The 24801-nt window shown below is 73.1% G+C and carries 29 protein-coding genes and 1 pseudogene; 22 read left to right on the top strand and 8 right to left on the bottom strand.

Annotated elements, in window-relative coordinates; all coding sequences use genetic code 11:
* The first annotated feature begins 107 nt into the window (after positions 1-107).
* Complete coding sequence (gene mmuM / locus ACH4NX_RS19970) at positions 108-1016, top strand: homocysteine S-methyltransferase (protein ID WP_398129241.1); 909 nt, start codon at positions 108-110, stop codon at positions 1014-1016.
* Between the two features lie 24 nt (positions 1017-1040).
* On the opposite strand, the gene ACH4NX_RS19965 is transcribed toward mmuM, so the two are convergent.
* Positions 1041-1448, bottom strand: coding sequence for an ATP-binding protein (locus ACH4NX_RS19965; protein ID WP_351391784.1), 408 nt, complete (start codon positions 1446-1448; stop codon positions 1041-1043).
* Between the two features lie 112 nt (positions 1449-1560).
* On the opposite strand from ACH4NX_RS19965, the pseudogene ACH4NX_RS19960 reads away from it, so the two are divergent.
* Positions 1561-2375, top strand: a pseudogene (locus tag ACH4NX_RS19960) (helix-turn-helix domain-containing protein).
* Positions 2375-2614, top strand: coding sequence for a DUF397 domain-containing protein (locus tag ACH4NX_RS19955; protein ID WP_398129242.1), 240 nt, complete (start codon positions 2375-2377; stop codon positions 2612-2614). Before ACH4NX_RS19960 ends, ACH4NX_RS19955 begins: the two are co-directional and overlap by 1 nt.
* Here the strand turns inward: ACH4NX_RS19955 and ACH4NX_RS19950 are convergent.
* Entirely contained in the window at positions 2571-4073 is a 1503-nt protein-coding gene (locus tag ACH4NX_RS19950; RefSeq protein ID WP_398129243.1) for a carboxylesterase/lipase family protein, read from the bottom strand. The genes ACH4NX_RS19955 and ACH4NX_RS19950 overlap by 44 nt on opposite strands.
* Positions 4074-4298: 225 nt before the next feature.
* Between ACH4NX_RS19950 and ACH4NX_RS19945 the strand changes: the two genes are divergently transcribed.
* The 5 genes from ACH4NX_RS19945 to ACH4NX_RS19925 all read left to right on the top strand — a co-directional run bounded on the left by ACH4NX_RS19945 (position 4299) and on the right by ACH4NX_RS19925 (position 7400).
* Entirely contained in the window at positions 4299-4598 is a 300-nt protein-coding gene (locus ACH4NX_RS19945; protein WP_351391774.1) for an STAS domain-containing protein, read from the top strand.
* Between the two features lie 117 nt (positions 4599-4715).
* Positions 4716-5222: a hypothetical protein gene (locus tag ACH4NX_RS19940; RefSeq protein ID WP_351391771.1), complete on the top strand. Its 507-nt coding sequence runs from the start codon at positions 4716-4718 to the stop codon at positions 5220-5222.
* A complete protein-coding gene (locus ACH4NX_RS19935; protein ID WP_398129244.1) occupies positions 5219-5596 on the top strand; it encodes a transcriptional regulator in 378 nt (125 codons plus the stop codon). The genes ACH4NX_RS19940 and ACH4NX_RS19935 overlap by 4 nt, the downstream gene beginning before the upstream one ends.
* On the top strand, positions 5593-6507 hold the full coding sequence (locus ACH4NX_RS19930; protein ID WP_351391766.1) for an ABC transporter ATP-binding protein: 915 nt from the start codon (positions 5593-5595) through the stop codon (positions 6505-6507). Before ACH4NX_RS19935 ends, ACH4NX_RS19930 begins: the two co-directional genes overlap by 4 nt.
* A gap of 38 nt (positions 6508-6545) precedes the next feature.
* Positions 6546-7400, top strand: coding sequence for an ABC transporter permease (locus tag ACH4NX_RS19925; protein WP_398129245.1), 855 nt, complete (start codon positions 6546-6548; stop codon positions 7398-7400).
* A 28-nt stretch (positions 7401-7428) separates the two neighbouring features.
* Here the strand turns inward: ACH4NX_RS19925 and ACH4NX_RS19920 are convergent, their stop codons facing one another.
* Positions 7429-8076 (bottom strand): ThuA domain-containing protein, encoded by a 648-nt coding sequence (locus ACH4NX_RS19920; RefSeq protein WP_398129246.1) that lies wholly within the window; start codon positions 8074-8076, stop codon positions 7429-7431.
* Between the two features lie 54 nt (positions 8077-8130).
* Entirely contained in the window at positions 8131-8820 is a 690-nt protein-coding gene (locus ACH4NX_RS19915) for a hypothetical protein (RefSeq protein WP_351391759.1), read from the bottom strand.
* Positions 8821-9074: 254 nt separating this feature from the next.
* Here ACH4NX_RS19915 and ACH4NX_RS19910 point away from each other — a divergent pair, with 254 nt between their 5' ends.
* Together ACH4NX_RS19910 and ACH4NX_RS19905 are read left to right on the top strand one after the other, a co-directional pair.
* Positions 9075-9674, top strand: a complete 600-nt coding sequence (locus ACH4NX_RS19910; RefSeq protein ID WP_398129247.1) for an RNA polymerase sigma factor — start codon at positions 9075-9077, stop codon at positions 9672-9674.
* Positions 9664-10005: a hypothetical protein gene (locus ACH4NX_RS19905; protein WP_398129248.1), complete on the top strand. Its 342-nt coding sequence runs from the start codon at positions 9664-9666 to the stop codon at positions 10003-10005. The genes ACH4NX_RS19910 and ACH4NX_RS19905 overlap by 11 nt, the downstream gene beginning before the upstream one ends.
* Here the strand turns inward: ACH4NX_RS19905 and ACH4NX_RS19900 are convergent.
* Positions 10002-10331 (bottom strand): hypothetical protein, encoded by a 330-nt coding sequence (locus ACH4NX_RS19900; protein ID WP_351391753.1) that lies wholly within the window; start codon positions 10329-10331, stop codon positions 10002-10004. The two genes, ACH4NX_RS19905 and ACH4NX_RS19900, sit on opposite strands and share 4 nt — an antisense overlap.
* A gap of 148 nt (positions 10332-10479) precedes the next feature.
* On the opposite strand from ACH4NX_RS19900, the gene ACH4NX_RS19895 reads away from it, so the two are divergent.
* A complete protein-coding gene (locus ACH4NX_RS19895; protein WP_398129249.1) occupies positions 10480-10887 on the top strand; it encodes a VOC family protein in 408 nt (135 codons plus the stop codon).
* Here ACH4NX_RS19895 and ACH4NX_RS19890 read toward each other — a convergent pair.
* Positions 10867-11556 carry a helix-turn-helix domain-containing protein gene (locus ACH4NX_RS19890; protein ID WP_398129250.1) on the bottom strand — a complete coding sequence of 230 codons (690 nt, stop codon included), beginning with the start codon at positions 11554-11556 and terminating at the stop codon, positions 10867-10869. The genes ACH4NX_RS19895 and ACH4NX_RS19890 overlap by 21 nt on opposite strands.
* Positions 11557-11566: 10 nt before the next feature.
* On the bottom strand, positions 11567-12502 hold the full coding sequence (locus tag ACH4NX_RS19885; RefSeq protein WP_351391749.1) for an AraC family transcriptional regulator: 936 nt from the start codon (positions 12500-12502) through the stop codon (positions 11567-11569).
* A 100-nt stretch (positions 12503-12602) separates the two neighbouring features.
* On the opposite strand from ACH4NX_RS19885, the gene ACH4NX_RS19880 reads away from it, so the two are divergent.
* On the top strand, positions 12603-13475 hold the full coding sequence (locus ACH4NX_RS19880; RefSeq protein ID WP_398129251.1) for an NmrA family NAD(P)-binding protein: 873 nt from the start codon (positions 12603-12605) through the stop codon (positions 13473-13475).
* A 94-nt stretch (positions 13476-13569) separates the two neighbouring features.
* On the opposite strand, the gene ACH4NX_RS19875 is transcribed toward ACH4NX_RS19880, so the two are convergent.
* Positions 13570-14703, bottom strand: a complete 1134-nt coding sequence (locus tag ACH4NX_RS19875) for a YihY/virulence factor BrkB family protein (RefSeq protein WP_398129252.1) — start codon at positions 14701-14703, stop codon at positions 13570-13572.
* A gap of 99 nt (positions 14704-14802) precedes the next feature.
* On the opposite strand from ACH4NX_RS19875, the gene ACH4NX_RS19870 reads away from it, so the two are divergent.
* The 10 genes from ACH4NX_RS19870 to cysD all read left to right on the top strand — a co-directional run bounded on the left by ACH4NX_RS19870 (position 14803) and on the right by cysD (position 24801).
* Complete coding sequence (locus ACH4NX_RS19870) at positions 14803-16461, top strand: acyl-CoA dehydrogenase family protein (protein ID WP_351391743.1); 1659 nt, start codon at positions 14803-14805, stop codon at positions 16459-16461.
* A 306-nt stretch (positions 16462-16767) separates the two neighbouring features.
* Positions 16768-18060 (top strand): GAF domain-containing protein, encoded by a 1293-nt coding sequence (locus ACH4NX_RS19865; protein ID WP_398129253.1) that lies wholly within the window; start codon positions 16768-16770, stop codon positions 18058-18060.
* A 267-nt stretch (positions 18061-18327) separates the two neighbouring features.
* The gene (locus ACH4NX_RS19860) at positions 18328-19635 is read left to right on the top strand and encodes a hypothetical protein (RefSeq protein WP_398129254.1); all 1308 of its coding nucleotides are present in this window, start codon (positions 18328-18330) and stop codon (positions 19633-19635) included.
* A 107-nt stretch (positions 19636-19742) separates the two neighbouring features.
* On the top strand, positions 19743-20315 hold the full coding sequence (locus ACH4NX_RS19855) for a GNAT family N-acetyltransferase (protein WP_398129255.1): 573 nt from the start codon (positions 19743-19745) through the stop codon (positions 20313-20315).
* 138 nt (positions 20316-20453) lie between these two features.
* Positions 20454-20537 (top strand): putative leader peptide, encoded by an 84-nt coding sequence (locus ACH4NX_RS19850; protein ID WP_351391960.1) that lies wholly within the window; start codon positions 20454-20456, stop codon positions 20535-20537.
* Between the two features lie 138 nt (positions 20538-20675).
* Positions 20676-22373 carry a sulfite reductase SirA gene (gene sirA / locus ACH4NX_RS19845; RefSeq protein ID WP_351391732.1) on the top strand — a complete coding sequence of 566 codons (1698 nt, stop codon included), beginning with the start codon at positions 20676-20678 and terminating at the stop codon, positions 22371-22373.
* The gene (locus tag ACH4NX_RS19840) at positions 22370-22549 is read left to right on the top strand and encodes a hypothetical protein (protein ID WP_351391729.1); all 180 of its coding nucleotides are present in this window, start codon (positions 22370-22372) and stop codon (positions 22547-22549) included. Before sirA ends, ACH4NX_RS19840 begins: the two co-directional genes overlap by 4 nt.
* On the top strand, positions 22546-23256 hold the full coding sequence (locus ACH4NX_RS19835) for a phosphoadenylyl-sulfate reductase (protein ID WP_351391726.1): 711 nt from the start codon (positions 22546-22548) through the stop codon (positions 23254-23256). Before ACH4NX_RS19840 ends, ACH4NX_RS19835 begins: the two co-directional genes overlap by 4 nt.
* 1 nt (position 23257) lies before the next feature.
* Complete coding sequence (gene cysC, locus ACH4NX_RS19830) at positions 23258-23866, top strand: adenylyl-sulfate kinase (protein ID WP_351391724.1); 609 nt, start codon at positions 23258-23260, stop codon at positions 23864-23866.
* A complete protein-coding gene (gene cysD / locus ACH4NX_RS19825) occupies positions 23863-24801 on the top strand; it encodes a sulfate adenylyltransferase subunit CysD (RefSeq protein ID WP_351391722.1) in 939 nt (312 codons plus the stop codon). Before cysC ends, cysD begins: the two co-directional genes overlap by 4 nt.

Here is a 24801-nt window from a genome sequence, read left to right as displayed (position 1 = left end):
CTACGGATCCGGCGGCCGGAGATCGTCACCTCACGGTGGGCACCTCGCCGTAGCTCTCACGGGGGACAAGTCCTACGGGCCCCGGCCCGACTGGCTAGCCTCGTACCATGACCAGCGACTTCGCCGACGCCCTCGCCTCCGGCCGCCCGCTCGTGCTCGACGGCGGGCTGTCCAACCAGCTGGAGTCTGCCGGTCACGACCTGAGCGACGCACTGTGGTCGGCCCGCCTGCTCGCCGAGGACCCCGGCGCGATCACCGACGCGCACCTCGCCTACTACGAGGCGGGCGCGGACGTGGCGATCACCTCCAGTTACCAGGCCACCTTCGAGGGCTTCGCCCGGCGCGGCGTCGACCGGCGGCGCGCGACCGAACTGCTCACGCTCAGCGTGGAACTGGCCCGGGACGCCGCCCGCCGCGCACGGGCGTCCCGCCCCCTGTGGGTGGCGGCGTCGGCCGGCCCGTACGGCGCGATGCTCGCGGACGGCTCCGAGTACCGGGGCCGCTACGGGCTCGGTGCCGGGGAACTGGAGCGCTTCCACCGGCCACGGCTGGAGGTCCTGGCCGCCGCCCGGCCCGACGTCCTCGCCCTGGAGACGGTCCCCGACACGGAGGAGGCCACGGCGCTGCTGCGGGCGGTGCGCCACCTGGGCGTGCCGGCCTGGCTGTCGTACACCGTCACGGGCGACCGCACCCGCGCCGGCCAGCCGCTGGAGGAGGCCTTCGCCCTGGCGGGGGACGCGGAGGAGGTGATCGCGGTGGGCGTGAACTGCTGCGCCCCCGAGGACGTGGCGGGCGCGGTCGAGACCGCCGCCCGGGTCACCGGCAAGCCCGTCGTCGCCTACCCCAACAGCGGGGAGGCGTGGGACGCTCAGACGCGGGCGTGGCGGGGGCGCTCGTCGTTCGCCGCCGAGCGGGTACGGGGCTGGCGGGCGGCCGGGGCCCGGCTGGTCGGCGGGTGCTGCCGGGTGGGGCCGGAGGTGATCACGTCGATCGCGTCGGGGCCCGCGTCGGCATGACCGGACGCCCGCGCCCGTCACGCCCTACGTGATCCCCACCTCGCACCACACGATCTTGCCGGGAGCCCGCTCCCCCACTCCCCACTTGTCCGCCAGCTCCGACACGAGCAGCAGCCCGCGCCCACCCTCGCCGGGCTCCCGTACGTCCGCCTGCGGCACCGCCGGTACGCCGACCCCGCTGTCGTGCACCTCCACACGGACGCCGTCACCGCAGGGCAGGAGCCGCAGCAGGAAGCCCCGGCCGGGTGGTACGCCGTGCACCAGGGCGTTGGTCGCCAGTTCGCTGACGCACAGCACCACGTCGTCCGCGCGCTCACGCATGCCCCACTCGGCGAGCGCCTCCCGCGCGAACGCCCTCGCGGCGGGGACCGACCGGCGTTCGCGGCGGTAGAGGCGTTCACGTGGGGACGGGGGTTGAGTTTCTTCGTTCACGTGACGAGGGTCACGCTCTGTGGCCATGATGAGACAGAGCGCACTGCCGTACAGCGGGACCGTACGGGTGCGCGATGGTGAACGTACGCGGGTGGGTGGGGAGTTCGACCTCATGGGCACGACGACACGGAGGAACGCCTCCGCGATGAAGATGGTGGGGGCACTGCTCGCCCTCTACCGCAAGGAAGCCGGACACACGCAGAGGTCGCTGGGCGAGCGGTTCGTCATCGGCGAGGAGCAGATCGCGTCGATCGAACAGGGCAGGCGCCCACTGAAGCCGGATCTCGCGGAGCAGCTCGACGAACTCCTGGGGACGAAAGGGGCCTTGTCGGTCGCGTTGAGCAGGATGCCGGAGGTGGATCTGGTTCCGTTGTGGGCGGAGGAGTATCTGGATCGGGAGCGGGAAGCGGTTGCGATCTCTTGGTACGAGGGCCTGGCGGTCCCCGGCCTGCTTCAGACCGGCGGGTACGCGCGGGCGGTCTTCCGCAGCCGCGTGCCTGTGTATGACGAGGACACGATCGAGCAGCTGGTGGCAGCACGGGTCGAGCGTCAAGACATCCTGCACCGCAAGGTGCCACCCACGACGAGCTTTGTGATCTGGGAGGCTGCGCTGCGCGACCAATTGGGCGGCAGGAAGGTGTACGTCGAACAGATCCAGAGGTTGCGCGAGTACGCCGACGTACCCGGGATCGTCCTACAGATCCTGCCGCTCGGGCGCACCACACACGCAGGGCTTGACGGGCCATTCATTCTGCTCGAGACCCCGACTATCAACGGCTCGCCTACATGGAAACGCAGCGTGGCAGCCAACTGATCGGCGACCCTGGTGGGGTGGGAATCCTGACCCAGAAATATGCGATGCTGCGGACGCAAGCCCTCAACACCGAGGACACGAGGGCCCTACTGGACCGTCTTCTGGGAGAGTAATGAGCGGCAACGCACTTGACTGGTTCAAGTCGAGCTACAGCGGCAGCGAAGGCGGCGCCTGCCTGGAAGTCGCCTACACCTGGCGCAAGTCCAGCTACAGCGGCAGCGACGGCGGCAACTGCGTAGAGGTCGCCACCGAACCCACCACCATCCACATCCGCGACTCCAAGGCCACCGACCCCACCGCCCCTCACATCACCGTCGAACCAGCCGCCTGGACCGCGTTCCTCGCGTGGTGACGTCGGCCTTCCACAGGTCGAACTCGGCGTCACGCGGGCCGTACGCCGTACGCGCCGCGCCGTCGCCGAAGATCCGCACGGGATGCGTGGCGTCCCACGCCGTCCAGCCCGGGTCGCCGGTCTCCGCGAACCGCACCCACGCCCCGTGCATCGCGTCGGCCAGCTCCTGCGGAGCACCCTCGCCCGCCAGCCTGCGTGAGTCGGGCGCGTCCCCGGAGTCGAAGACGAAGCCCAGCTCCAGGGCGTGGCAGGCGCCGAGGTCGGGCAGCCCGGACGGCCAGGCGAACTCGTAGACGTAGGACGAGCCCGGCCGCGCGTCGGCCAGGCGGTGGACCGGGATGCGGAGCAGGTGGTCGGTGACGAGCTGGCCGACGGTCTCGGCGGCACCGGCGTCGGGCCGCAGGGCGCGGTAGCCGCGTACGACCTCGTTGCCGCAGTGGACGCGGGCGCGGGCACCGGCCAGGGCGACGGCGCCGAGCCGGTCGACGCGTTCGAGGAGGCCGCCGGGCACCAGCCAGAGCCGGTACTCGTCTCGGGTCCAGCCCATCAGCAGGTCGACGCCGGGTGCCGCCCCGCCCTCCACCAGCGCCTCCAGCGGATCGCGCGGGACCACGTCGCCGTCGACGACGACCCCGAAGGCGGGCCCGCCGAGTACGGGGCTGCTGAGCCTGCCCACGTCGGCCTGGGCGCGGAGCAGCTGCTCCCGGTCGGCGGCGGCGAAGGCCGCGGCGGTGGCGGGGATTCTCAGGCGGGAGGCGATGCGGCGGACCATCCGCCGCACCTTGTCGCGGTCGGCGGCCTCCGGCGCGCCGCTCTGGAGCACGGCCCGCCGGAACAGTCCCTGAGCCCCCGGGGCGGCGAGGAGGGCACCGGTGCTGATGGCTCCGGCGGACTGGCCGGCGACGGTGACCCGGTCGGGGTCGCCACCGAAGGCCGCGATCGACTCGCGCACCCACTCCAGGGCGGCGAGCTGGTCACGCAGGCCGGCGTTGGCGGGGGTGTCCGGGAACAGGCCGTAGCCCTCGATGCCCAGCCGGTAGTTGATCGACACGCAGACCACGCCGTCCCGCGCGAAGGTGCGGCCGTCGTAGACGGGTACGGCGGAGGAGCCCCTGGTCAGGGCGCCGCCGTGCAGCCAGACCAGGACGGGCAGCCGGGCGCCGGGGCCCGGCTCGGGGGTCCAGACGTTGAGGTTGAGGCAGTCGTCGCCGGGGATCTTCGGGTCGGAGAGGTACTGGGCGAAGGCCTCGGAGTACGGCGGTTTCGGCGCCGTGGGGCCGAAGGAGCCCGCGTCGCGCACCCCGTCCCAGGGCTGGGGCGGCACGGGCGGGCGGAACCGGCGGGGGCCGAAGGGAGGGGCCGCGTAGGGGATGCCCCGGAACACGGCGACTCCGTGCTCGTACCTGCCGCGTACGGTCCCGTACGGCGTACTGACCACAGGGTTCGTCCTGTCCGCCATCACCCGCTCACCAGCCCTTCGCCGCACTGATGCCCTGCCGCACCGCTCATCTCACAGCGTTCCGTCGGGCGGATCTATTCCGGGACGTCCCGGACGTCCCGGACGTCCCCTCGGCGCCGCTGGGGGGACAATGGAAGCCACGCACGCCCGCTACGCGCCGTCGAGGAGGCCGTCGTGACCGCCGACCCTCATCGCCCGAGCCACTCCCCTGGCCAGACCCCACCCGTGAGGATCGCCGAGGCCGACGGGCAGCACGCCGTGCTGGCCTTCTCCGGCGACCTGGACGCCCCCGCGCTGCGCGTACTGGAGGAACTCCTCCTCGACGAGCGTCTGCGGCAGCCCGGAGCCTGGACCCTTGAGATGAACGACCTGCACCACATCGATCTGGCCTGCGCCTACGCACTCCTGCGCGCGGTCACCCGGGCCCCCGAACCGGCCGCCATCACCGTCCGCGGGGCCCACCCGGCCGTGCACCGGACTCTGCGGCACGCCGGCCTCGAAACGGTCGCCACCTTCGAGCACTGACCGGCCGGGCCGCCGCCCCGCCCCCACCTGCCTACTTGCCTGCCGGGAAAGCCAAAGGTAACTTTCCCAGCAGGCAAGTCAAGCGTGCACGCAACAGGGAACGGGGAGGCGGTGGCCGTGAGCGCACCGGTGGACGCCGAACAGGCATGGCGGGATCTTCAGCGCATCCGGGTTCCGCAGGAGCGGGTGTACGACGAGTTCGAGCGGTCCGGGACCAACGGCCCCGGCGCGACCCGCATCACGGCCGCGATCATGTGGGTCTTCCTGGCCGCACTGGGCCTGGACCTGCCCCGGTGGGGCGTCTGGCTGGCCCTCGCCGCCTACGTCACGCTGCTGAGCGCACTGGCCGTGAGGTACCACCGCAGGAGCCGGATGCAACTGCACCACTCCCACGCCGACTGGCGCATGCTCGCCGCGTTCGTCGCGGGGATGGTGGTGACCGGCACGACGATCGTGCTCTCCGGCCGTCTGCTCGAGTCGCTGGACCCGATGTCGGCCAGTCTCGTCCAGGCCACGGTCTCGGCGGCCGTGTACATCGCGTGCGTCGGGACGACGACCCGCTGGTCGACCGGCGCGCTGCGTGGCCGCGGCGCACGGACGGTCCGCGAAGAGGCGGGCCGGTGAGTACACCCACCGGCTTCGACGAGCTGATCCATCCCGCCACCCGGCTGTCGGTGGTCTCGCTGCTCGCCGCCACCGAGTGGGCGGACTTCGCGTTCATCCGCGACAGCCTCTCGCTCAGCGACTCCGCGCTGTCCAAGCAGCTGCACACTCTGGAAGAGGCCGAGTACCTGGAGATCCACAAGGAGGGCGGCGGCCGCAAGAGGCGCACGAAGGTACGGCTGACGGACCGCGGCCGGACCGCCTTCGAGGGCCACGTGGCGGCGCTCCGGTCGATCGTCGAGCGCGCCGGTCCGACGACGACGGCGACGGCGACGGCGACGGCGACGACCGAGTCGGCACCACGACAGCAGCAACCCTCGAGGGCAGGACGATGACGCAGCACGAGCACCCGACCACCCGACCGGTGATCCGGATACGCGACCTGACGATGGCGTACGGCGACGTCGACGTCCTCCACGGCATCGACCTGGACATCCACCGGGGCGAGGTCTTCGCCCTGCTCGGACCCAACGGCGCCGGCAAGACCACCACCGTCGAGATCCTGGAGGGCTTCCGGCAACGCTCCTCCGGAGAGGTCAGCGTCCTCGGCGCGGACCCGGAGCGCGGCGACGACGCCTGGCGCGGCCGCATCGGCCTGGTCCTGCAGTCCTGGCGTGACCACCCGCGCTGGCGGGTCGCCGAACTCCTGACGCACTTCGCGACGTACTACCCCGACCCGCGCGACCCGGACGAGCTGCTGGCGCTCGTCGGCCTCACCGAGCAGGCCGGCCGGCAGGTGAACCGGCTCTCCGGCGGCCAGCGACGGCGGCTGGACGTGGCGCTCGGCATCGTCGGCCGCCCCGAACTCCTCTTCCTGGACGAGCCGACCACCGGCTTCGACCCCGAGGCGCGGCGCGAGTTCCACCTGCTGGTCGAACGCCTGGCCCGCGACGAAGGCGTCACCGTCCTGCTCACCACGCACGACCTGGTGGAGGCCGAGCGGCTCGCCGACCGGATCGCCATGCTGGTCGGCGGCCGGATCCGGGCCTGCGGCACCCCGTCGGAACTGGCCCGGGGAGCCGCCGCGCAGGCCGAGGTCCGCTGGACGGACGACGACGGCACATCCCGCCGCGAACGCACGGAGGACCCCTCCCAGCTGGTCTGGGAACTCCACCGGGACGCGCACGGCCCGATCGCGGACCTGGAGGTCCGCCGCCCGACGCTGGAGGACACCTACCTGCACATGGTGCACCGGGAGTCCGACGACACGGACGAGTCCGTGGACAGGGAGGCACAGGCCGCATGAGGGAAACACCCGGAACACCCCGAACACACGGAACACACATGACGAAGAGGCACTGGCGGGCGGGCTTCCTCCGCGGCGGCATCGAGCTGCGGCAGCTCCTGCGCACCCCCAAGGAGCTGTTCGGCCATCTGAGCAACGTGGTCGTCGCCCTGGTGATCGCCGGCTACATGAGCGACGACGTCCCCGGCACCGACACCCCGATGGCCCATCTGGTGCTCGCGGGCTTCGCCGCCTATCTGCTGTTCCAGATCGGGCTGATCAACCTCCCGCAAATGCTGGTGACCGAGCGGGAGGAGGGCGCCCTGCTGCGGCTGCGCGCGACACCCGGCGGGATACCGGCGTACCTCATAGCCAAGTGCCTGCTGGTGGTCGGCACGGCGGTCGGCACCCTGGTCCTGCTTCTGGCGGCCTCGGCCCTGCTGGTGAACGGCCCGCTGCCGTCCGGGCCGGGCGACTGGCTGACGCTGCTGTGGGTCACCATGCTCGGGCTGCTCGCCGTCGTACCGCTGGGCGCGGCCATCGGCGCCGTGCTGCCCAACCCGCGCGAGGCACTGGCGTTGATCATGCTCCCCGCGATGGGGCTGCTGTTCACCTCCGGAGCGGTGATCCCGATCACCTCGATGCCCGTGCCGGTCCAGCAGGTGGCCTCCGTCTTCCCGCTCAAGTGGATGGCACAGGGCCTGCGTTCGGCGCTGCTGCCGGACTCCGCGCAGGCCGCCGAGGTCGCCGGAGCCTGGGAACTGCCCATGGTCGCCCTGGTACTGACCGCCTGGACCGTCCTCGGCTTCCTCCTCGCGATCCCCCTCCTGCGCCGCGCCGCCCGCCGAGAATCCGGCTCCCGCATGACCGCCCGCCACCGCAAGGCGGCCCAGAGCGGGGCGATGCCCGCGTAGGAGACCGCGCCCGCGCCCGTCCCCCGTGTCACGCCGTCCGCGCCGCCCAGGCGATGCCGCCCCGGAGATGGGCGCGGAAGTCCGGGTCGGCGTAGGCGTCGGCGGCGTGGCCGAGGGCCGTGTAGAAGACGCGGCCCGCGCCCTGTTCACGGCACCAGGACAGCGGATGGTCGTCGCCCATGCCGCCGCCCTCGTACGACGACTCGTCGGCGCGGGCGAGGACGCGGACCGCGCCGCGCGGGTTGGTGCGGAAGTCGTACCACTCGTCGGTGAACTCCCATACGGCGGGCAGATCCCGGGTCGCCGGATGACCGTGGTCCTCGACGACCACCCGGCCCGGCTGGTAGGCGGGGTGGCGCTCGAAGCGGGCGCCGAGCAGCTCGCCGTAGTACGGCCAGTCGTCCTCGGTGCAGGCCGCCGCGTGCACGCCGACGAAGCCCCCGCCCGCCTCGACGTACGCGGCGAGCCGGGCGCGCCCGGCCGGGGTGAGGACCTCGCCGCTGGTGGAGAGGAAGACGACGGCGGCGTACGGGTCCAGGGGTTGCTCCAGGACCGCCGGGTCCTCCGTGTGGTCGGCCTCGAACTCCCCGAACGTCGCGACGGCGTCGACCGCGTCCGGGATGGAGTCGTGGCGGTAGGCGGTGGTGCGCGTGCAGAGGAGCAGTCGGGGGGCCATGGCGCCGACCTTAGACGGCCGCGCCGAGCGGTGGCACCGGGCGGCGGGGCGGGGTCAGCCGCCCACGTCCACGCTGTTGTCGGGTGCCCCGTCGCCGAACGGGGGCAGGTCGCCGCGTTCCACCGGTGTGGTGACGGGCTTCGGTGAGGGCAGGGTGACCGCGGCCTCGGCGGCGTCGGGCCGGTGGACGGACGCGGCGGCGCCGCGCAGGATCTCGCGCGACACGTCGTCCGTGTCGGCTGACACCTTCACCACATGCCCGTTCTTCGGCAGGGCGTACTCGTGCCGACCGCCGCCCGTGCGGTAGAAGGTCCCGGCGTCGGGGTCACACGTGGTCCGTTCGCCGCTCGTGAGGCCGACCGGTTGGCTGCGGCAGGTCTCCTCGGTCATCGAGCCCCGCTCGACCATGATGTTGACCACGGCTCCCGAGACGGCCGTGTAGGCGGCGGAGAAGCCGTCGTCGCCGAGGGCGCCGACGGACTGCTGGGCCAGGGTGAAACCGGGGGACTCGGTGACGTAGACCAGCTCGGGCGCGATGCCCATCGCCTGTGCGCGGGCGTCGAGTTCGCCCTGACCGGCGGCCTCGGTCGTGCTCGCGGAGGAACTGGACGTGGGGCCCGCGGCCTGGGCCGTCCCCGCCGGAGAGCCGGTCGCGGGGTCGGCGCCCGCCTTCTCGGAGCCGCAGGCGGTGAGCAGCAGCGGGGCCAGCAGCAGCACCGGCAGAACGCGCGTGGGACGAGTCATGCGAACATCCTGCCGCACAGACGTTCCCCGTCCCGGCCCGGAGGCTCGTACGCCGAGGCCCCCGGAGCAACGGTCCGCGCGCGGGGGTGAATCCTTCCGCGCCCGCCGCGCCTCTCATAGACGTGCGGACGACCGCGTCCGCCCCGCACATCACCGGGAGGTACCCATGACCACCGTCCTCATCGCCGCAGCGGCCGCCGCGCTGCTGCTGTGCGCGTGCACCGTCACGCTGCTGCGCCGCCGGAGGCGTCAGCGTGGCTGACCGCGCCTGGCCCGGCGCGTCCCTGGTCGTCGCGGCGCAACGCGGCGACGTCGAGTCGCTCACCGCGCTGGTGTACGGCTCCTACCCGCACGTACACCGGTTCGCGCGCACGCTGTGTGCCACACCTCAGGACGCCGAGGACGCCGCCCAGGAAGCGCTGATCATCCTCTACCGCAAGATCGGCATGCTGCGGGCCTCCGGAGCGCTGGCGTCGTGGATGTTCCGGATCGTCCGCAACGAGTGCCTGCGCCGCGCTCGTGCCCTGCTGCACCGCGGACCGGCCTACGAGCCGGAGCAGCACGGCACGTCGGGCCGCGACGCGTTCGGCGGGACCGTGCGGTCCGCCGAGGAGGACGTGCTGCTGCGTCTGGAAGCCGAACGCGTCGCCGCCGCCGTCGCCGACCTGCCCGACGACCAGCGGCGGGTGCTGGTCATGCGGGACATCCAGGGCCTGCCCGGCCGCACCGTCGCCGACCGGCTCGGACTCAGCACCGCCGCGATGAAGTCCCGTCTGCACCGGGCCCGTTCCGCGGTGCGCGAGGCGCTGCGCGACGAACCGGCCGCGACGAAGGGACCCGACGATGACAGCTGACCCGACCACGGCGTCCCGTACCGCCGCGCCCGGTTCCACGCCCGGGGCCACGCCCGGTTCCACGCCCTCCGCCGGGCCGGCACGCGGCGGTTTCGCCGGCACCACCGTCCCGCGCCACCTGGCCCGCGGCGCCGTCGGATTCGGCGCGCTCGCCGGGTCCCTGGCCCTGTTGCCGGTCACCGGCCCGGTGAGCCTGCTGCTCCTGCCGGTCGGCCTGCTCGCGCTGCGTGGCTGCCCGGCATGCTGGGCGATCGGCCTCGCGGAGGCCGTCTCGGCCGGGCGGCTGCGCCGGTCCTGCGCGGACGGGAGGTGCGAACTGACGCGGCCCTAGGGACGGTGCGCCGCGGCGTCCTTCGTCAGCTGGACGGCGGAGAGCAGGCTGAGGCCCGGTGCCGCGTCGCGCAGGACCTTGACGGCCTGTACGGAGTCGGCGGGGCCCTGGTAGCCGGCCATGGCGAAGCGTTCGTGGACCCAGCGGGCGCGCAGCTCCGCGTCGGAGGCGCCGGCCGCCTGCTCGACCAGGGCGGCGGCGTGCTCCAGGCCGGCCCGCTGATCGGGTGTCGCCTCGGCGAGCGCCTGGCGGATGCCATGGGCGATGACGTCCGCGTCGCGCAGGACGAGGACGTTGAGCTCCGGTTGTCTGCCGCGTCCGAACATGGGGCCATGATCGTTGCCGTGGCCGTGCGGTACAAGCGACTTGAGGGGCTTCTGAGGCGCGGGACCACCGCGACGCTCTTTCCTGTCTGCTCCCCGCGTGTCCGATTCCTTCAAGACCGGCCTCGTACACCCTGCCTACGGTGGCCCCATGACCGCACGATTCAACGCCATCGGCCTCGTCGTCACCGACATGGCCGCGTCCGTGACCTTCTACCGCCGCATCGGTTTCGCGTTCCCCGAGGACGCCGGGGACCAGCCGCACGCCGAGGCCGAGCTGCCGGGCGGGATCCGGCTGCTGCTCGACACCGAGGAGTCCGTCCGTTCCTTCCACCCCGGCTGGCAGCCGCCGGCCGGCGGCGGGCGGCACTCGCTCGCCCTCTTGTGCGACAGCCCCGCGGAGGTGGACGCGCTCTACGAGGAGCTGACCACCGGTGCCGGGTGCCACGGCGAGCTGGGGCCCTGGGACGCGGTGTGGGGGCAGCGGTACGCCGTGGTCAACGACCCGGACGGGCACGGCGTCGACCTGTTCGCGCCGCTAGCCGCGTCGGCCCAGTAGCTCCCCGGGCGCCGCTCCCGCCAACTCCCGTACGTCCCGCGCCAGATGGGCCTGGTCCGCGTAACCGGACCGGGCGGCCGTCTCGGCGAGGGGCGCGCCGGCGCGGGCCAGGCGGAGGGCGCGCTGGAGGCGCAGTACGCGGGCCAGCGTCTTGGGGCCGTAGCCGAAGGCGGTCAGCGAACGGCGGTGCAACTGACGTGCGCTCAGGCCGAGTTCGCCGGCGGTGGTGGCGACCGGCCGGCCCGCGTCGAGGGCGGCCACGATCCGGCGCAGCAGCGGGTCGGGGGGATCGGTCTCGGCCGCCCGGGACAGCGCGGCCTCCTCCAGACCGCTCGCCGGGTCGGGGGCCGCGTTCACCCGCGCGGCCAGGCGCCGCACCCGGTCGGCCGGCCAGAGGTCGGTGAGGTCGACGCGCCGGTCGCGCAGTTCGTGGGCGGGGACGCCGAGGAGGGCGGGCGCGGCGCCGGGGTAGAAGCGGACGCCCGCCCAGGGTCCCGGGGCTCCCTCGGTGACGTGGGCGCGGGTGTCGGGGCCGGCGACCAGCAGGCGGCCGTCGTACCAGAGCAGGTCCATGCAGCCGTCGGGCAGGACCCGGCCCGTGCCGGGCGCGGTCGGGGTGTTGGTCCACACCACCGCGCCGGTCAGCCGGGAGGCCCGTTCCGCGTACACGGGTGCCAGGTTACGCCGACGCCGTCCGGTACTCCTGCGGGCTGACGCCGTACACCCGCTTGAAGGCCGTGGACAGCGCGAACGCGCTGCCGTAGCCGACCTGGCGGGCGATGGCGCCGAGGGTGTCGCCGGTGTCGCGCAGCCGGTCCGCGGCGACGGCGAGGCGCCAGCCGGTGAGGTAGGCCATCGGGGGTTCGCCCACCAGGTCGGAGAAGCGCCGGGCGAGCGCGGCGCGGGAGACCCCGGCCTTCGCGGCGAGCGAGGCCACCGTCCAGGGGTGGGCCGGGTCGTCCTGGAGCAGCCGCAGCGCCCGGCCGACGACCGGGTCGCCCAGGGCCCGGTACCAGGCGGGCGGCTCGGCCCGGGGGCCGGCGAACCAGGCGCGCAGCGCGGCGATGACCAGCAGGTCGAGGAGCCGGTCCAGGACCACCTCCTGGCCCGGTTCGTCGCGCGTGACCTCCGTCATCAGCAGGGGTGTCAGCGGGTTGTCCCACACGTCGGCGGGGAGGGACAGCAGCGGCGGCAGGGCGTCCAGCAGCCGGCCGCCGATCTCGCCGCGCACCAGGTAGGTGCCGATCAGCAGCACGGCGCCGCCGTCGGCCCGGTCGCCCCAGGTACGCACTCCGAGGTCCATCGTGCCGTTGAGGGGGCGTCCGTCGGGGTAGCCGCACGCGCCGCCCGGCAGAATCACCGCCCGCGGCGGGGTGGCGGGGTCGTCGGCGCAGGTGTACGAACCGGGACCGCGCGCGATGGCCAGGTCGCCGGCGCTCAGCCGCAGCCGCTCCCCCGTGTCCGGCACGATCCAGGCGTCGCCGCGGACCATGAGCATCACCGTCAGCGGCGCCCGGTCCTCCACCCGCACGGCCCACGGCGGGTCGAAACAGGCGCGGATCATGAACGCGCCCCGGGCACGGGGGCCCTCCAGCAGACCGGCGAGTGCGTCCATGGCGCCACAGCGTAGACGTACGCGTATGCCGGCGAGTCGCTTGGCGATGGGAACGTACGGCGCCCGGCCGTTGACTGGAGCCATGACGGACATGGCGGGCATGAGGGCACACGAAGACATGACGGCACAGAGGGAGAGGACGGTCGTGGTGACGGGGGCGTCCGGCCGTACCGGGCGGCGGGTGGCCGAGGCGGCGCGGGCGGCGGGGCTGACCGTGCGAGCGGCGTCCCGGGCGACCGGCTTCGACTGGCGGTCCCCGGCGACCTGGGCGGACGTCCTGCGCGGCGCCGACGCGGCCTTTCTGGTGTGTCCCACGGACGTCGGCGCCCCCGACGCCGCGGGCACGGTCGGAGCGCTCGCGCGCAAGGCGGCCGGGCTCGGCGTGCGGCGGATGGTGCTGCTGTCGGCGCGGGGCGAGGAGCAGGCGCGGCCCACCGAGGAGGCACTGGCCGGGGCCGGCGTGGACTGGACGGTCGTACGGGCCGCCTGGTTCGCGCAGAACTTCAGCGAGGGGCCGCTGGTGGAGGAGCTGCGGCAGCGCGGGGAGCTGGTGTTCCCGGCCGGTGACCGGGCTCGGGAGCCGTTCGTGGACCTGCGGGACGTCGCCGACGTGGTCGTGGCGGCGCTGACCTCCGGCGACAGGTACGCCGGGCGGGTGCTGGAGGTCTCGGGGCCGCGGCTGCTGACCTTCGAGGAGGCGGTCGCCGAGATCGCGGGGGAGACGGGCCGCCCACTGACGTACCGGGCCGTGTCGCCGCACCAGTACGGGGAGAACCTGGCCGGGTTCGGGGCGCCGAAGGAAGAGGCCGCGTTCCTCGTGGAGCTGTTCGGCACCCTGCTCGACGGACGCAACGCCCGTCTGTCGGACGGGGTCCAGCAGGTGCTGGGACGTGCGCCGAGGGACTTCGGGGACTTCGTACGGGATGGCGCGGCGGCGGGGACGTGGGCCGCGGGGTCGTCCGACCGGCCTTGAGGGGCCTGTCCGGCGCTTCCGCCTGCCTCTCCGCCTGCCTCGCGGGCGGACGACGGGACGCGTCGGACCGGCCCTGGGGAGCCTGGCCGGCCGGCTACGAGGCCTCCGGCTTGTCGTGGTTCACGGGCGGGTTGTTCTTCACGTGGGTGCGCAGGCGGGACGTGAGGTCCTCCGGGGGCAGGAAGCGGGACCAGCGTTCCGGGAACTCGGAGGGCATGTCGGGGTCCGCCTCGCCGTTCGCGGCGGAACGGGCCACGTACTCGGCGACCTGCGCCTGCCGCAGCCGCTCGTTGGCCTCGCGGGCCGCGGCGGTGGCGGCGGCCGGCCAGACCCGGTCGATGGCCGCGTTGACCGCGGCCCCGACGAGCACCGCGAACGCGGACACGCCGATCCACAGCAGCACGGCGACGGGCGCGGCGAGCGAGCCGTAGATGGTGGGGCCCTCGACGGTGTTGGTGAGGTAGATGCGCAGCAGGAAGCTGCCGAGCACCCACATCGCGAGGGCGACCAGCGCGCCGGGCACGTCCTCGATCCACGGGGAGCGCACGGGCACGGAGACGTGGTACAGCGTGGTCAGGAAGGCGACGGACAGGATGATGACGACCGGCCAGTACAGCACCTGGACGACCGTCGTCGACCACGGCACGATCCCGACCACGACATCCGGGCCGGCCACCATCAGCGGCAGCGCGATGGACCCGATCAGCAGCGCCACGAGGAACAGCAGGAACGCCATCAGGCGGGTCTTGACGATCCCCCGGACGCCGTCGAGGCCGTACATGACGGTGATGGTGTCGATGAAGACGTTCACCGCGCGGGAGCCCGACCACAGGGCGAACAGGAAGCCGAGGGAGATGACGTCGGGCCGGCCGCCCTTCATGACGTCGTCCAGGATCGGCTCGGTGATCTGTTCGACGCCCTTCTCGGAGAGCACCGCGCGGGAGGCGTCCAGGATGCTGGTGCGCAGGCTCTCGGTGGTGTCGGCGCCGATCCACAGGTCGACGTAGCCGAGCAGGCCGATGACGCTCAGCAGCAGCGGAGGCACCGACAGCAGCGTGAAGAACGCGGCCTCGGCGGCCAGGCCGAGGATGCGGTACTCCATGCACGAGTTGACCGTGTCCTTGAGCAGCAGCCAGGTGGTCCTGCGTTTGGATACGTTCCGGTACAGAACCCGGGCACGATGGAGCCGGCCGGAGGGCCGTTCGGTGGATTCACTTGCTGGCTGCACGACCTAAAGGTATCCGCCGCGGAGGGTCGCACTCATCCGCGGACGCCCTCCGCACCGTGCGGGCCCCTCACCGGTGTCCGACACGGTAGGTTCACGGTCATGGCAGGCAGTACCCACACCGTGACGAATCAGGCCCCGCCGCTGGTCGGCTACGACGTCTTCACCGCCGACCGGACCCTGACGGCCGCGGTCGAGCGGCATCTGGCACCGGAGCTGCGCGAGGAGGCGGTGGCCGAGCTGTCGGGGCTGGGCCTCGGCTGCGGGTCGGTCCAGGCCCAGGAGTGGGGCGCGCAGGCCAACGAGAACCCGCCGGTGCTGCGCACCCACGACCGCTACGGCCACCGCGTCGACGAGGTCGGCTTCCACCCCGCCTGGCACCGGCTGCTCGGCAAAGGGGTGTCGGCGGGCCTGACCGCGGCCTGGTCCCGGCCGGGCGGCCATGTGCGGCGCGCCGCCGGTTTCCTCATGTGGACCCAGGTGGAGGCCGGCAACGGCTGTCCGCTGTCGATGACCCACGCGGCGGTGCCGGCCCTGCGCGCCGACCCGGAGCTCGCCGCCGAGTGGGAGCCCCGGCTGACCTCCCGGGTGTACGACCGGGAGCTGCGGCCGGCCCACCTGAAGGCCGGTGCGCTGTTCGGGATGGGCATGACGGAGAAGCAGGGCGGCAGCGACGTACGGGCGAACAGCACCTCGGCGCGCCCGCTGGCCGAGGACGGCACGTACGAGCTGACCGGGCACAAGTGGTTCTGCTCGGCGCCGATGTCGGACGGCTTCCTGGTGCTGGCCCGGGCGCCGGGCGGGCTGACCTGCTTCCTGGTGCCGCGCGTGCTGGCGGACGGCGCCCGCAACGTGTTCCTGATCCAGCGGCTGAAGGACAAGCTGGGCAACCGGTCCAACGCCTCCGCCGAGGTCGAGTTCGCCGGTACCTGGGCGCGCCGGGTCGGCGAGGAGGGGCGCGGGGTGCGCACCATCATCGGCATGGTCGCGGCGACCCGGCTGGACTGCGTGCTGGGTTCGGCGGGCCTGATGCGGCAGGCCGTGGCGCAGGCGGTGCACCACTGCACGTACCGGGAGGCCTTCGGCGCGAAGCTGGTCGACCAGCCGCTCATGCGCAACGTCCTCGCGGACCTCGCGATCGAGTCGGAGGCGGCCACCACGCTCGCGATGCGGCTGGCGGCGGCCTACGACGCCGCCCACGGCGACGGTGGCGGCGACGAGCGGGAGCGGGCGCTGCTGCGGATCGCGGTGCCGGCGGCGAAGTACTGGGTGACCAAGCGGTGTGCGCCCCTCGCGGTGGAGGCCGCCGAGTGCCTGGGCGGCAACGGGTACGTCGAGGAGTCGGGGATGCCCCGGCTGGTGCGCGAGTCGCCGCTGAACTCGATCTGGGAGGGCGCCGGCAACGTGCAGGCGCTGGACGTGCTGCGCGCGCTCGGGCGGGAGCCGCTCGCGATGGACGCCTATCTGACCGAGGTGGGCCTGGCACGCGGCGCCGATCACCGGCTGGACGCGGCGATCAGGGGCCTGCTGACGGAGCTGGCCGATCTGGAGGCCGCCGAGGGGCGGGCGCGGCGGCTGGTGGAACGGCTGGCGCTGGTGCTCCAGGGCTCGCTGCTGGTCCGGTTCGCGCCGCCGGAGGTCGCCGACGCGTTCTGCGCCGCGCGGCTGGGCGGTGACGGGGGCGCTGCCTTCGGCACGCTGCCGCCCACGCTGGACCTGGCGTCGGTGGTGGAGCGGGCCCGCCCGGTGGCCGTGGCCTGATCCCGTCGGGTGGCGCGGGGGTGGTGCTGCGCCGACACGGCACCACCCCCACCACACAGGCCTGTTCAGGCCGCGTACGCCGCTCGGGGCGACGTGGTTCAAGTTTGGCCACCGGTACGGCCGCCCACCAGGGTTGCAGGGGGTTGCAACTTGCTGTCGGCTGTGTGCGGACTGTGTCCGCGGGTCACGGGCAAGCGGTCAGTATCGGACGAACATCCGGGTGCCTGGACGTCCGAGCATTCGAACGAATACGACTATCCGAGTATCCGAATAACCGGGCATCCGGCTTCCGGGAGGACGGGACCAGTGGCGCTCTCGCCGAGGGACGTGACCCAGTTCGCCGCCGTCGACACGGCGCGTGCGGCGCGGATGCTCAGCGAGGTCCGTTCCGCGAAACTCTCGGGCGGACGGGCACCGGTCGCGCCGCGGCCGGTGATCGAGCAGTCCTGGGACCGGGTGCTGCGCAGCGGTGTCGATCCCGAGCACGACTTCCGTTCCGGGCTGCTGGCCCCCGAGGAGGTACGGCGACGGCGGGAGGCCTCGGCGCTGCGCCACGTGCTGCCCGTGCTGCGGGAGGGTCTGCTCTCGGTCGCGGACGTCGCGCACCACATCATGGTGGTCGCCGACGACGAGGGCCGGGTGCTGTGGCGGGAGGGCAGCGCGCGGGTGCTCCGCAAGGCCGACGGTCTCGGTTTCGAACTCGGGGCGGACTGGCGGGAGGAGGTGGTCGGCACCAACGGCATCGGCACGCCGGCGGTCACCCGGCGGCCCGTACAGGTCTTCGCCTCCGAGCACTTCGTCCGGTCGCAGGCGACCTGGACCTGTGCCGGAGCGCCCATCACCGACCCGCGCAGCGGCCGACTGCTCGGCGTGGTCGACGTGAGCGGGCCGCTGGAGACGATGCACCCGGCGACGCTCGCCTGGGTCGACTCGGTGGCCAGACTCGCCGAGGCCCGGCTGCGCGAACTGCACGTGCGGTCGCTGGAGCGGCTGCGGGCGGTGGCCGCGCCGGTGCTGGCCCGGCTCGACGGGCGGGCCCTGGTAGCGGACCGGGAGGGCTGGACGGCGGCGGTGACCGGGATGCCGTACCTGGACCGGGTGGTGCTGCCCAAGTCCCCGGCGGCGGGGCCGAGGTGGCTGCCGGCGTTCGGGGCGTGCACCGTGGAGCCGCTGGATGAGGGCTGGCTGGTACGGGCCGCCGGGAGGCCGGTGCCGCGGGGCGACGCCAGGATCGTGCTGGACCTCGGGCAGCCGCGCCGCTGGTCGGTCCGGGTGCTGGGCGGCGCGGAGGACTGGGCCCGGGAACTGAGTCCCCGGCACGCCGAACTGCTGTACCTGCTGGCCGTCCACCGCGCCGGCCGCAGCGCCGCGGAGCTGGCCGAGGACGTGTTCGGCGACCCGGCCCGCACGGTGACGGTACGGGCGGAGATGTCGCGGGTACGGAGGTACCTCGGGGCCTATCTGGAACACCGGCCGTATCGTTTCTGCGAGGACGCGGAGGTCGAGGTGGTCCTCCCCGACGACCCACGCGGTCTGCTCCCCCACTCGACGGCACCGGCCGTGGCGGAGCACCGGGCGGGGGCACTGCCGGCATCCTGACAGCGACCAGCCGCGGCGGCGTGGCACGCGGTGGCGGCGCGACGCGGTGTGGCGGCGCGACGCGGTGTGGCGGCGCGACGCGGTGGCGGTGGATCGCCGCCGGATGCCCGCCGGATGGCCGCAAAAACGGTTCGTTTCGCATATTTGCACCGTCCGCGTCCGCGGACCCGTCCGTCTGTCGTAGCATCCCCTACGGACCGCCCCATCCGCTCCTCGGTCAACGTGGCCACCGTCGAGCCCAGTTGGTCCGGTGTCCGTGGAGGTTGTATGAAGCAGCGCGGCAGACACCGCCGACGCAGGCGGGGCAGGGCGCTGCGCGCGGCCCTGACCGGGGCGGCCCTCGCGCTGACGGGTGCCGCCACGCTGATCAGCGCCTCGCAGGCCACGATCGCCGACGACCCCGGCTCCCTCGAACGTCTCACCTCCGTCACCGAGACCGACGCGCTGCGGCTGACGGAGCACCGCGTGCCGTCACCCTGGCTCGACCGGCTCTCCGCCGCGATGGGCGAACCGGTGGGCGTCGACACCGTCCTCGACTCCGCCGACCACACACTGCGCGACGCCGCCGACTGCGCGACCGGGGACCGGGAGGCGCTGCCGGTCTCCCCCGCGGCGACCCGCGCCTACTGCTGGGAGGACGAGGACACCGAGGGCTGGCGTCCCGGCGCGGTCACCACCTCCGGGGACGCCGACGAGGACGGCCGCTGGGGCACCCACCGCGTCATTCTCTCCGCCTGGTCCCGCGACGACGGCACGCCCGGGGGCGGTCTCGCCCGGGTCTCCTTCGTCGACGCCGACGATCCCGACCACCTCGGCTACACCTCGGCGCTCCTCGCCGTCCCGGTCGACGGCGGCAACAACTACCGGGGGCTCGCCTCCCCGGTCTCCGGCATGGTCTGGTACCAGGACAAACTGCTGGTCACCACCGGTGCCGGGGGCCGCGACGCGCTGTACGTGTACGACGTGGAACGGATCCAGCGCGCCACCACCGACGCGGACGCCGTCGGGCGGGTGCCCGGGGGCTGGGCGGCGGACGGCCACCCGTACGTGCTGCCCGCCGTCGCCTCGTACCGCCTCTCCGGGTCCCGGGACGCCGCCCGTCCGGCCGCCATCTCCCTGGACCGCGGCACGGCCCCCGACAGCCTGGTGGCGAGCGAGCGGGTATCCGCGGACGGCGACCGCCCGACCCGGCTGTGGCGCTACGCGTTCGGCACCGACCCGGACCGCACCGGGCTGCCGGCCGTCGACGCCGCCGGGCGCGTCGACGCGGTGGAGGCCTACGAGACGGGGGCGGCGGAGGTCGGGGGCGTGCTGTCGCACCGTCCGCCCGGCGCGGAACGGGCCGACTGGTATCTGGGACGCGCGGCCGGCGGGCACGACGGGCGCGGGACCCTGTGGCGCCAGGACACGGAGGGCGCCCGGGCCACGGAGTGCGGGGCGGACCGCTCCCAGCGGTGCTGGAGCGGACAGGCGGGCTCCCTGTCCTACTGGGCGCAGACCGGCGAGGTCTGGTCGCAGTCGGGCCGCATGCTGTTCGCGCTGCCGCTGACCTCGATCGAGGACGCGCTCGACTGACGGCCACCGGCCCCCCGCGCGGGGTCCGTCGAGGCCACCGGGCCACGCGGGGCCCCCGCGTGGGCGGGGATCGACAGATCCGCGGGCCGGATGATTCCCTGACCGTCATGACCCGCATCGCCGTGACCACCTGGTCCCTGGAGCAGACGGCGCCGACCGATCTGCTGCCGGCCGCCGCACCGGAGGGGGACGTCCGGATCGTCCGCGCCGAGGTGCCCTCCCCCGAGTTCAGCCGCTTCCTGTACGCCTCGGTGGGCGGCGACATCCGCTGGACGGACCGGCTCGGCTGGAGCCACGCGCGCTGGCGGGAACACCTGGAGCGGCCCGGCGTGGAGACCTGGGTCGCCTACGACCACGGCACCCCCGCCGGGTACGTGGAGCTGACGTCCGGGGACGACGGGGTCGTGGAGATCGAGTACTTCGGCCTCATCCCGGCCTTCCGGGGCCGGCGTATCGGCGGCCACCTGCTTTCGTACGGCGCCGCCCGCGCCTGGGACCTGGCGGACCGGTGGCCCGGGCTGGCCACGACGAAGCGGGTGTGGCTGCACACCTGCAGCAAGGACGGCGAGTACGCGATGGACAACTACCAGCGCCGCGGCTTCCGCCTGTTCGACACCAAGGTCGAGGAGGAGGCGGAGGTGGCCACGCCGGGGCCCTGGCCCGGAGCGTTCCCCGCCTGACCGACCGGCCGGCCGCCGCCCCTCCCCCCGGGGGCCGTCTTGTGACCCACAACACCCCTGTCTCGCTCCACGAGACAGGGGTGTCCACTTTCTGGACGAAGCTGGACTGTGTCCAGATCGCCGTGCCAGGCTTCCGCCATGCCTGGAACTGGAATTGCCTTGGTGAGTCGGCGGCACGTCGACCTCGGCCGCATGTCCAGCGCCATCTGTCCGGTCCGCTGAGAGCTTCCTCCAGCACCACCGGATTTCCCCCATTCGCCTGATTCCCGCGCAATGACGCGCAGGGATGCCACACGTGTGCCATGCGCCATGCGTGCAGGTCAGAGCCGCTTCCCGTCTGCCTTGAAGGACGTGTCACCCATGGCCGCCACGCCGCCGAATCCTGCTGCCGCGACCCCCCGCCGCAAGGTGAGCCGTCACCGCGGCGAGGGTCAGTGGGCGGCCGGTCACTTCACCCCGCTCAACGGCAACGAGCAAGTCAAGAAGGACGACGACGGTCTCAATGTGCGGACACGTATTGAGACGATCTACTCCAAGCGGGGTTTCGACTCGATCGACCCCAGTGACCTGCGTGGACGGATGCGCTGGTGGGGGCTGTACACCCAGCGCAAGCAGGGCATCGACGGCGGAAAGACGGCCGTCCTGGAGCCGGAGGAGCTGGACGACAGCTACTTCATGCTGCGGGTGCGCATCGACGGCGGCGCGCTGACCACCGCGCAGCTGCGCGTCATCGGCGAGATCTCGCAGGAGTTCGCGCGCGGCACGGCCGACATCACCGACCGGCAGAACGTCCAGTACCACTGGATCCGCATCGAGGACGTGCCCGAGATCTGGGAGCGCCTGGAGGCCGTCGGCCTGTCCACGGTCACCGCCTGCGGCGACACACCCCGCGTGATGATCGGCTCCCCGGTCGCGGGCATCGCCGAGGACGAGATCATCGACGGCACGCCGGCCCTGGAGGAGATGAAGCGCCGGGTCCTGAACAACCCGGCGTACTCGAACCTCCCCCGCAAGTTCAAGACCGCGATCTCCGGGTCGCCGGTGCTGGACGTGGTGCACGAGATCAACGACGTGGCCTTCGTCGGCGTCGAACACCCCGAGCACGGGCCGGGCTTCGACCTGTGGGTCGGCGGCGGCCTGTCCACCAACCCGAAGCTGGGCGTGCGCCTCGGCGCCTGGGTGGCGATCGAGGACGTGCCCGACGTCTACGAGGGCGTCATCTCCATCTTCCGCGACTACGGCTACCGGCGACTGCGCAACCGCGCCCGCCTGAAGTTCCTGGTCGCCGACTGGGGGCCGGAGAAGTTCCGCCAGGTGCTGGAGGACGAGTACCTGAAGCGGAAGCTGACCGACGGCCCGGCGCCCGCCGCGCCGACCAGCCGCTGGCGCGACCACATCGGCGTGCACCGGCAGCAGGACGGCCGCTACTACGTCGGCTTCGCCCCGCGCGTCGGCCGCGTCGACGGCACGATCCTGACCAAGGTCGCCGACCTGGCGGAGGCGCACGGCTCCGGCCGCGTGCGCACCACGGTCGAGCAGAAGATGATCGTCCTCGATGTCGAGGAGGGACAGGTCGACTCCCTGGTGGAGTCCCTGGAGGCACTGGACCTCACCGCCCGGCCCTCCACCTTCCGGCGCGGCACCATGGCCTGCACCGGCATCGAGTTCTGCAAGCTCGCCATCGTCGAGACCAAGGCGCGCGGCGCCTCGCTGATCGACGAACTGGAGCGCCGCCTGCCGGGGTTCGACGAGCCTCTCACCATCAACCTCAACGGCTGCCCGAACGCCTGCGCCCGCATCCAGACCGCGGACATCGGCCTCAAGGGCCAGCTGATGCTGAACGACCGGGGCGAGCAGGTCGAGGGCTATCAGGTGCACCTGGGCGGCGCACTCGGCCTGGAGCCGGGCTTCGGCCGCAAGGTGCGCGGCCTGAAGGTCACGGCGGAGGAACTGCCGGACTACGTGGAGCGCGTCCTGACCCGCTACCAGGCCGAGCGCGAGGACGGCGAGCGCTTCGCCACCTGGGCGGCCCGCGCCTCCGAGGAGGCCCTGTCGTGAGCGAGCGCGCCGCGCCCTTCTACTGCCCCTACTGCGGCGACGAGGACCTCCGCCCCCATGAGGAAGGTCACGGCGCCTGGGAATGCGGGGCGTGCAACCGCGCATTCCAGCTGAAGTTCCTCGGGCTGCTCGCCCGGGGCGTTCAGCCCAACTCCACGGGAGGGGAACCGATATGACGGCGGTTCAGGAAGAACGTACGACCGAGGATCTCAAGGCACTCGCCGAGCGGGCGGGCCGCGAGCTGGAGGACGCCTCCGCGCCGGAGATCCTCCGGTGGGCCGCCGAGACGTTCGGCAGCCGCTTTTGCGTGACCTCCTCGATGGAGGACGCGGTCGTCGCCCACCTCGCCTCCCGCGCCCTGCCCGGCGTGGACGTGGTGTTCCTCGACACCGGCTACCACTTCCCGGAGACCATCGGCACCCGGGACGCGGTGGAGGCCGTGATGGACGTCAACGTCATCACGCTCACCCCGCGCCGGACGGTCGCCGAGCAGGACGCCGAGTACGGCCCGAAGCTGCACGACCGCGACCCCGACCTGTGCTGCGCGCTGCGCAAGGTGCGCCCGCTGGAGGAAGGCCTCAAGGGCTACCAGGCCTGGGCGACCGGTCTGCGCCGCGACGAGTCCGAGACCAGGGCGAAAACTCCGGTGGTCGGCTGGGACGAGAAGCGGGGGAAGGTGAAGGTCTCCCCCATCGCACGGTGGTCACAGGAAGATGTGCGAACGTACGTCGCCGAGCACGGTGTCCTCACCAACCCGCTGCTGATGGACGGCTACGCCTCCGTGGGCTGCGCGCCCTGCACCCGCCGTGTGCTGGAGGGCGAGGATTCCCGCGCCGGACGCTGGGCGGGCCGTTCCAAGACCGAGTGCGGACTGCACGGCTGACATGACGACGACCACCGGGACGACCGGGACCGGGACCACCGAGACCGGGACGACCGAGATTCAGGAGAACCACGTGAGGAGCGGAGCCACCGTCTGGCTCACGGGCCTGCCGAGCGCCGGCAAGACCACCATCGCCCACGAACTGGCCGGCCGGCTCCGCGAGGAGGACCACCGCGTCGAGGTCCTGGACGGCGACGAGATCCGCGAGTTCCTCTCGGCGGGCCTCGGCTTCGGCCGCGCGGACCGGCACACCAACGTGCAGCGCATCGGCTTCGTCGCCGAACTGCTCGCCCGCAACGGCGTCACGGCACTGGTCCCGGTGATCGCTCCGTACGCGGACAGCCGGGACGCGGTCCGGACACGCCACGAGGCGAACGGCACGGCCTACGTGGAGGTGCACGTGGCCACCCCGGTCGAGGTGTGTTCGGTGCGCGACGTGAAGGGCCTGTACGCCAAGCAGGCCGCGGGTGAGCTGACGGGGCTCACCGGCGTCGACGACCCGTACGAGGAGCCCGTCAAGCCCGACCTGCGCATCGAGTCGCAGGACCAGACCGTCCAGGAGTCCGCCGCGGCGGTCCACGCCCTGCTCACCGAAAGGGGACTGGCATGACGACGACCGTGGCCACAGTGGAGAAGGGTGCGGCCGGCCCGTACGCCCTCTCCCACCTCGACGCCCTCGAGTCCGAGGCGGTGCACATCTTCCGCGAGGTGGCGGGCGAGTTCGAGCGGCCGGTGATCCTCTTCTCCGGCGGCAAGGACTCGATCCTCATGCTGCACCTGGCGCTGAAGGCGTTCGCCCCCGCGCCGGTGCCGTTCTCCCTGCTGCACGTGGACACCGGGCACAACTTCCCCGAGGTCCTCGACTACCGCGACCGCACGGTGGACAGGCACGGGCTGCGGCTGCACGTCGCCTCCGTGCAGGACTACATCGACCGGGGGGTGCTCAAGGAGCGCCCGGACGGCACCCGCAACCCGCTGCAGACGCTGCCGCTGACCGAGAAGATCCAGGCGGAGAAGTTCGACGCCGTCTTCGGCGGCGGGCGCCGCGACGAGGAGAAGGCACGGGCGAAGGAGCGGGTGTTCTCACTGCGGGACGAGTTCTCCCAGTGGGACCCGCGCCGCCAGCGCCCCGAGCTGTGGAACCTGTACAACGGCCGGCACGCCCCCGGCGAGCACGTCCGGGTCTTCCCGCTGTCCAACTGGACCGAGCTCGACGTGTGGCAGTACATCGCCCGTGAGGGCATCGAGCTGCCGGCGATCTACTACGCCCACGAGCGCGAGGTCTTCGGGCGCGGCGGGATGTGGCTGACCGCCGGTGAGTGGGGCGGGCCGAAGGACGACGAGACGGTCGTCAAGCGGCGGGTGCGCTACCGCACCGTCGGCGACATGTCCTGCACCGGAGCCGTCGACTCGGACGCCGACAGCATCGAGAAGGTGATCGCCGAGATCGCCGTCTCCCGGCTCACCGAGCGCGGCGCCACGCGCGCCGACGACAAGATGTCCGAGGCCGCGATGGAAGACCGCAAGCGCGAGGGGTACTTCTAA

It is taken from the genome of Streptomyces sp. NPDC017225, assembly GCF_044331465.1.
Lineage (GTDB): Bacteria > Actinomycetota > Actinomycetes > Streptomycetales > Streptomycetaceae > Streptomyces.
This window is presented reverse-complemented; position numbering and strand designations above follow the sequence as displayed.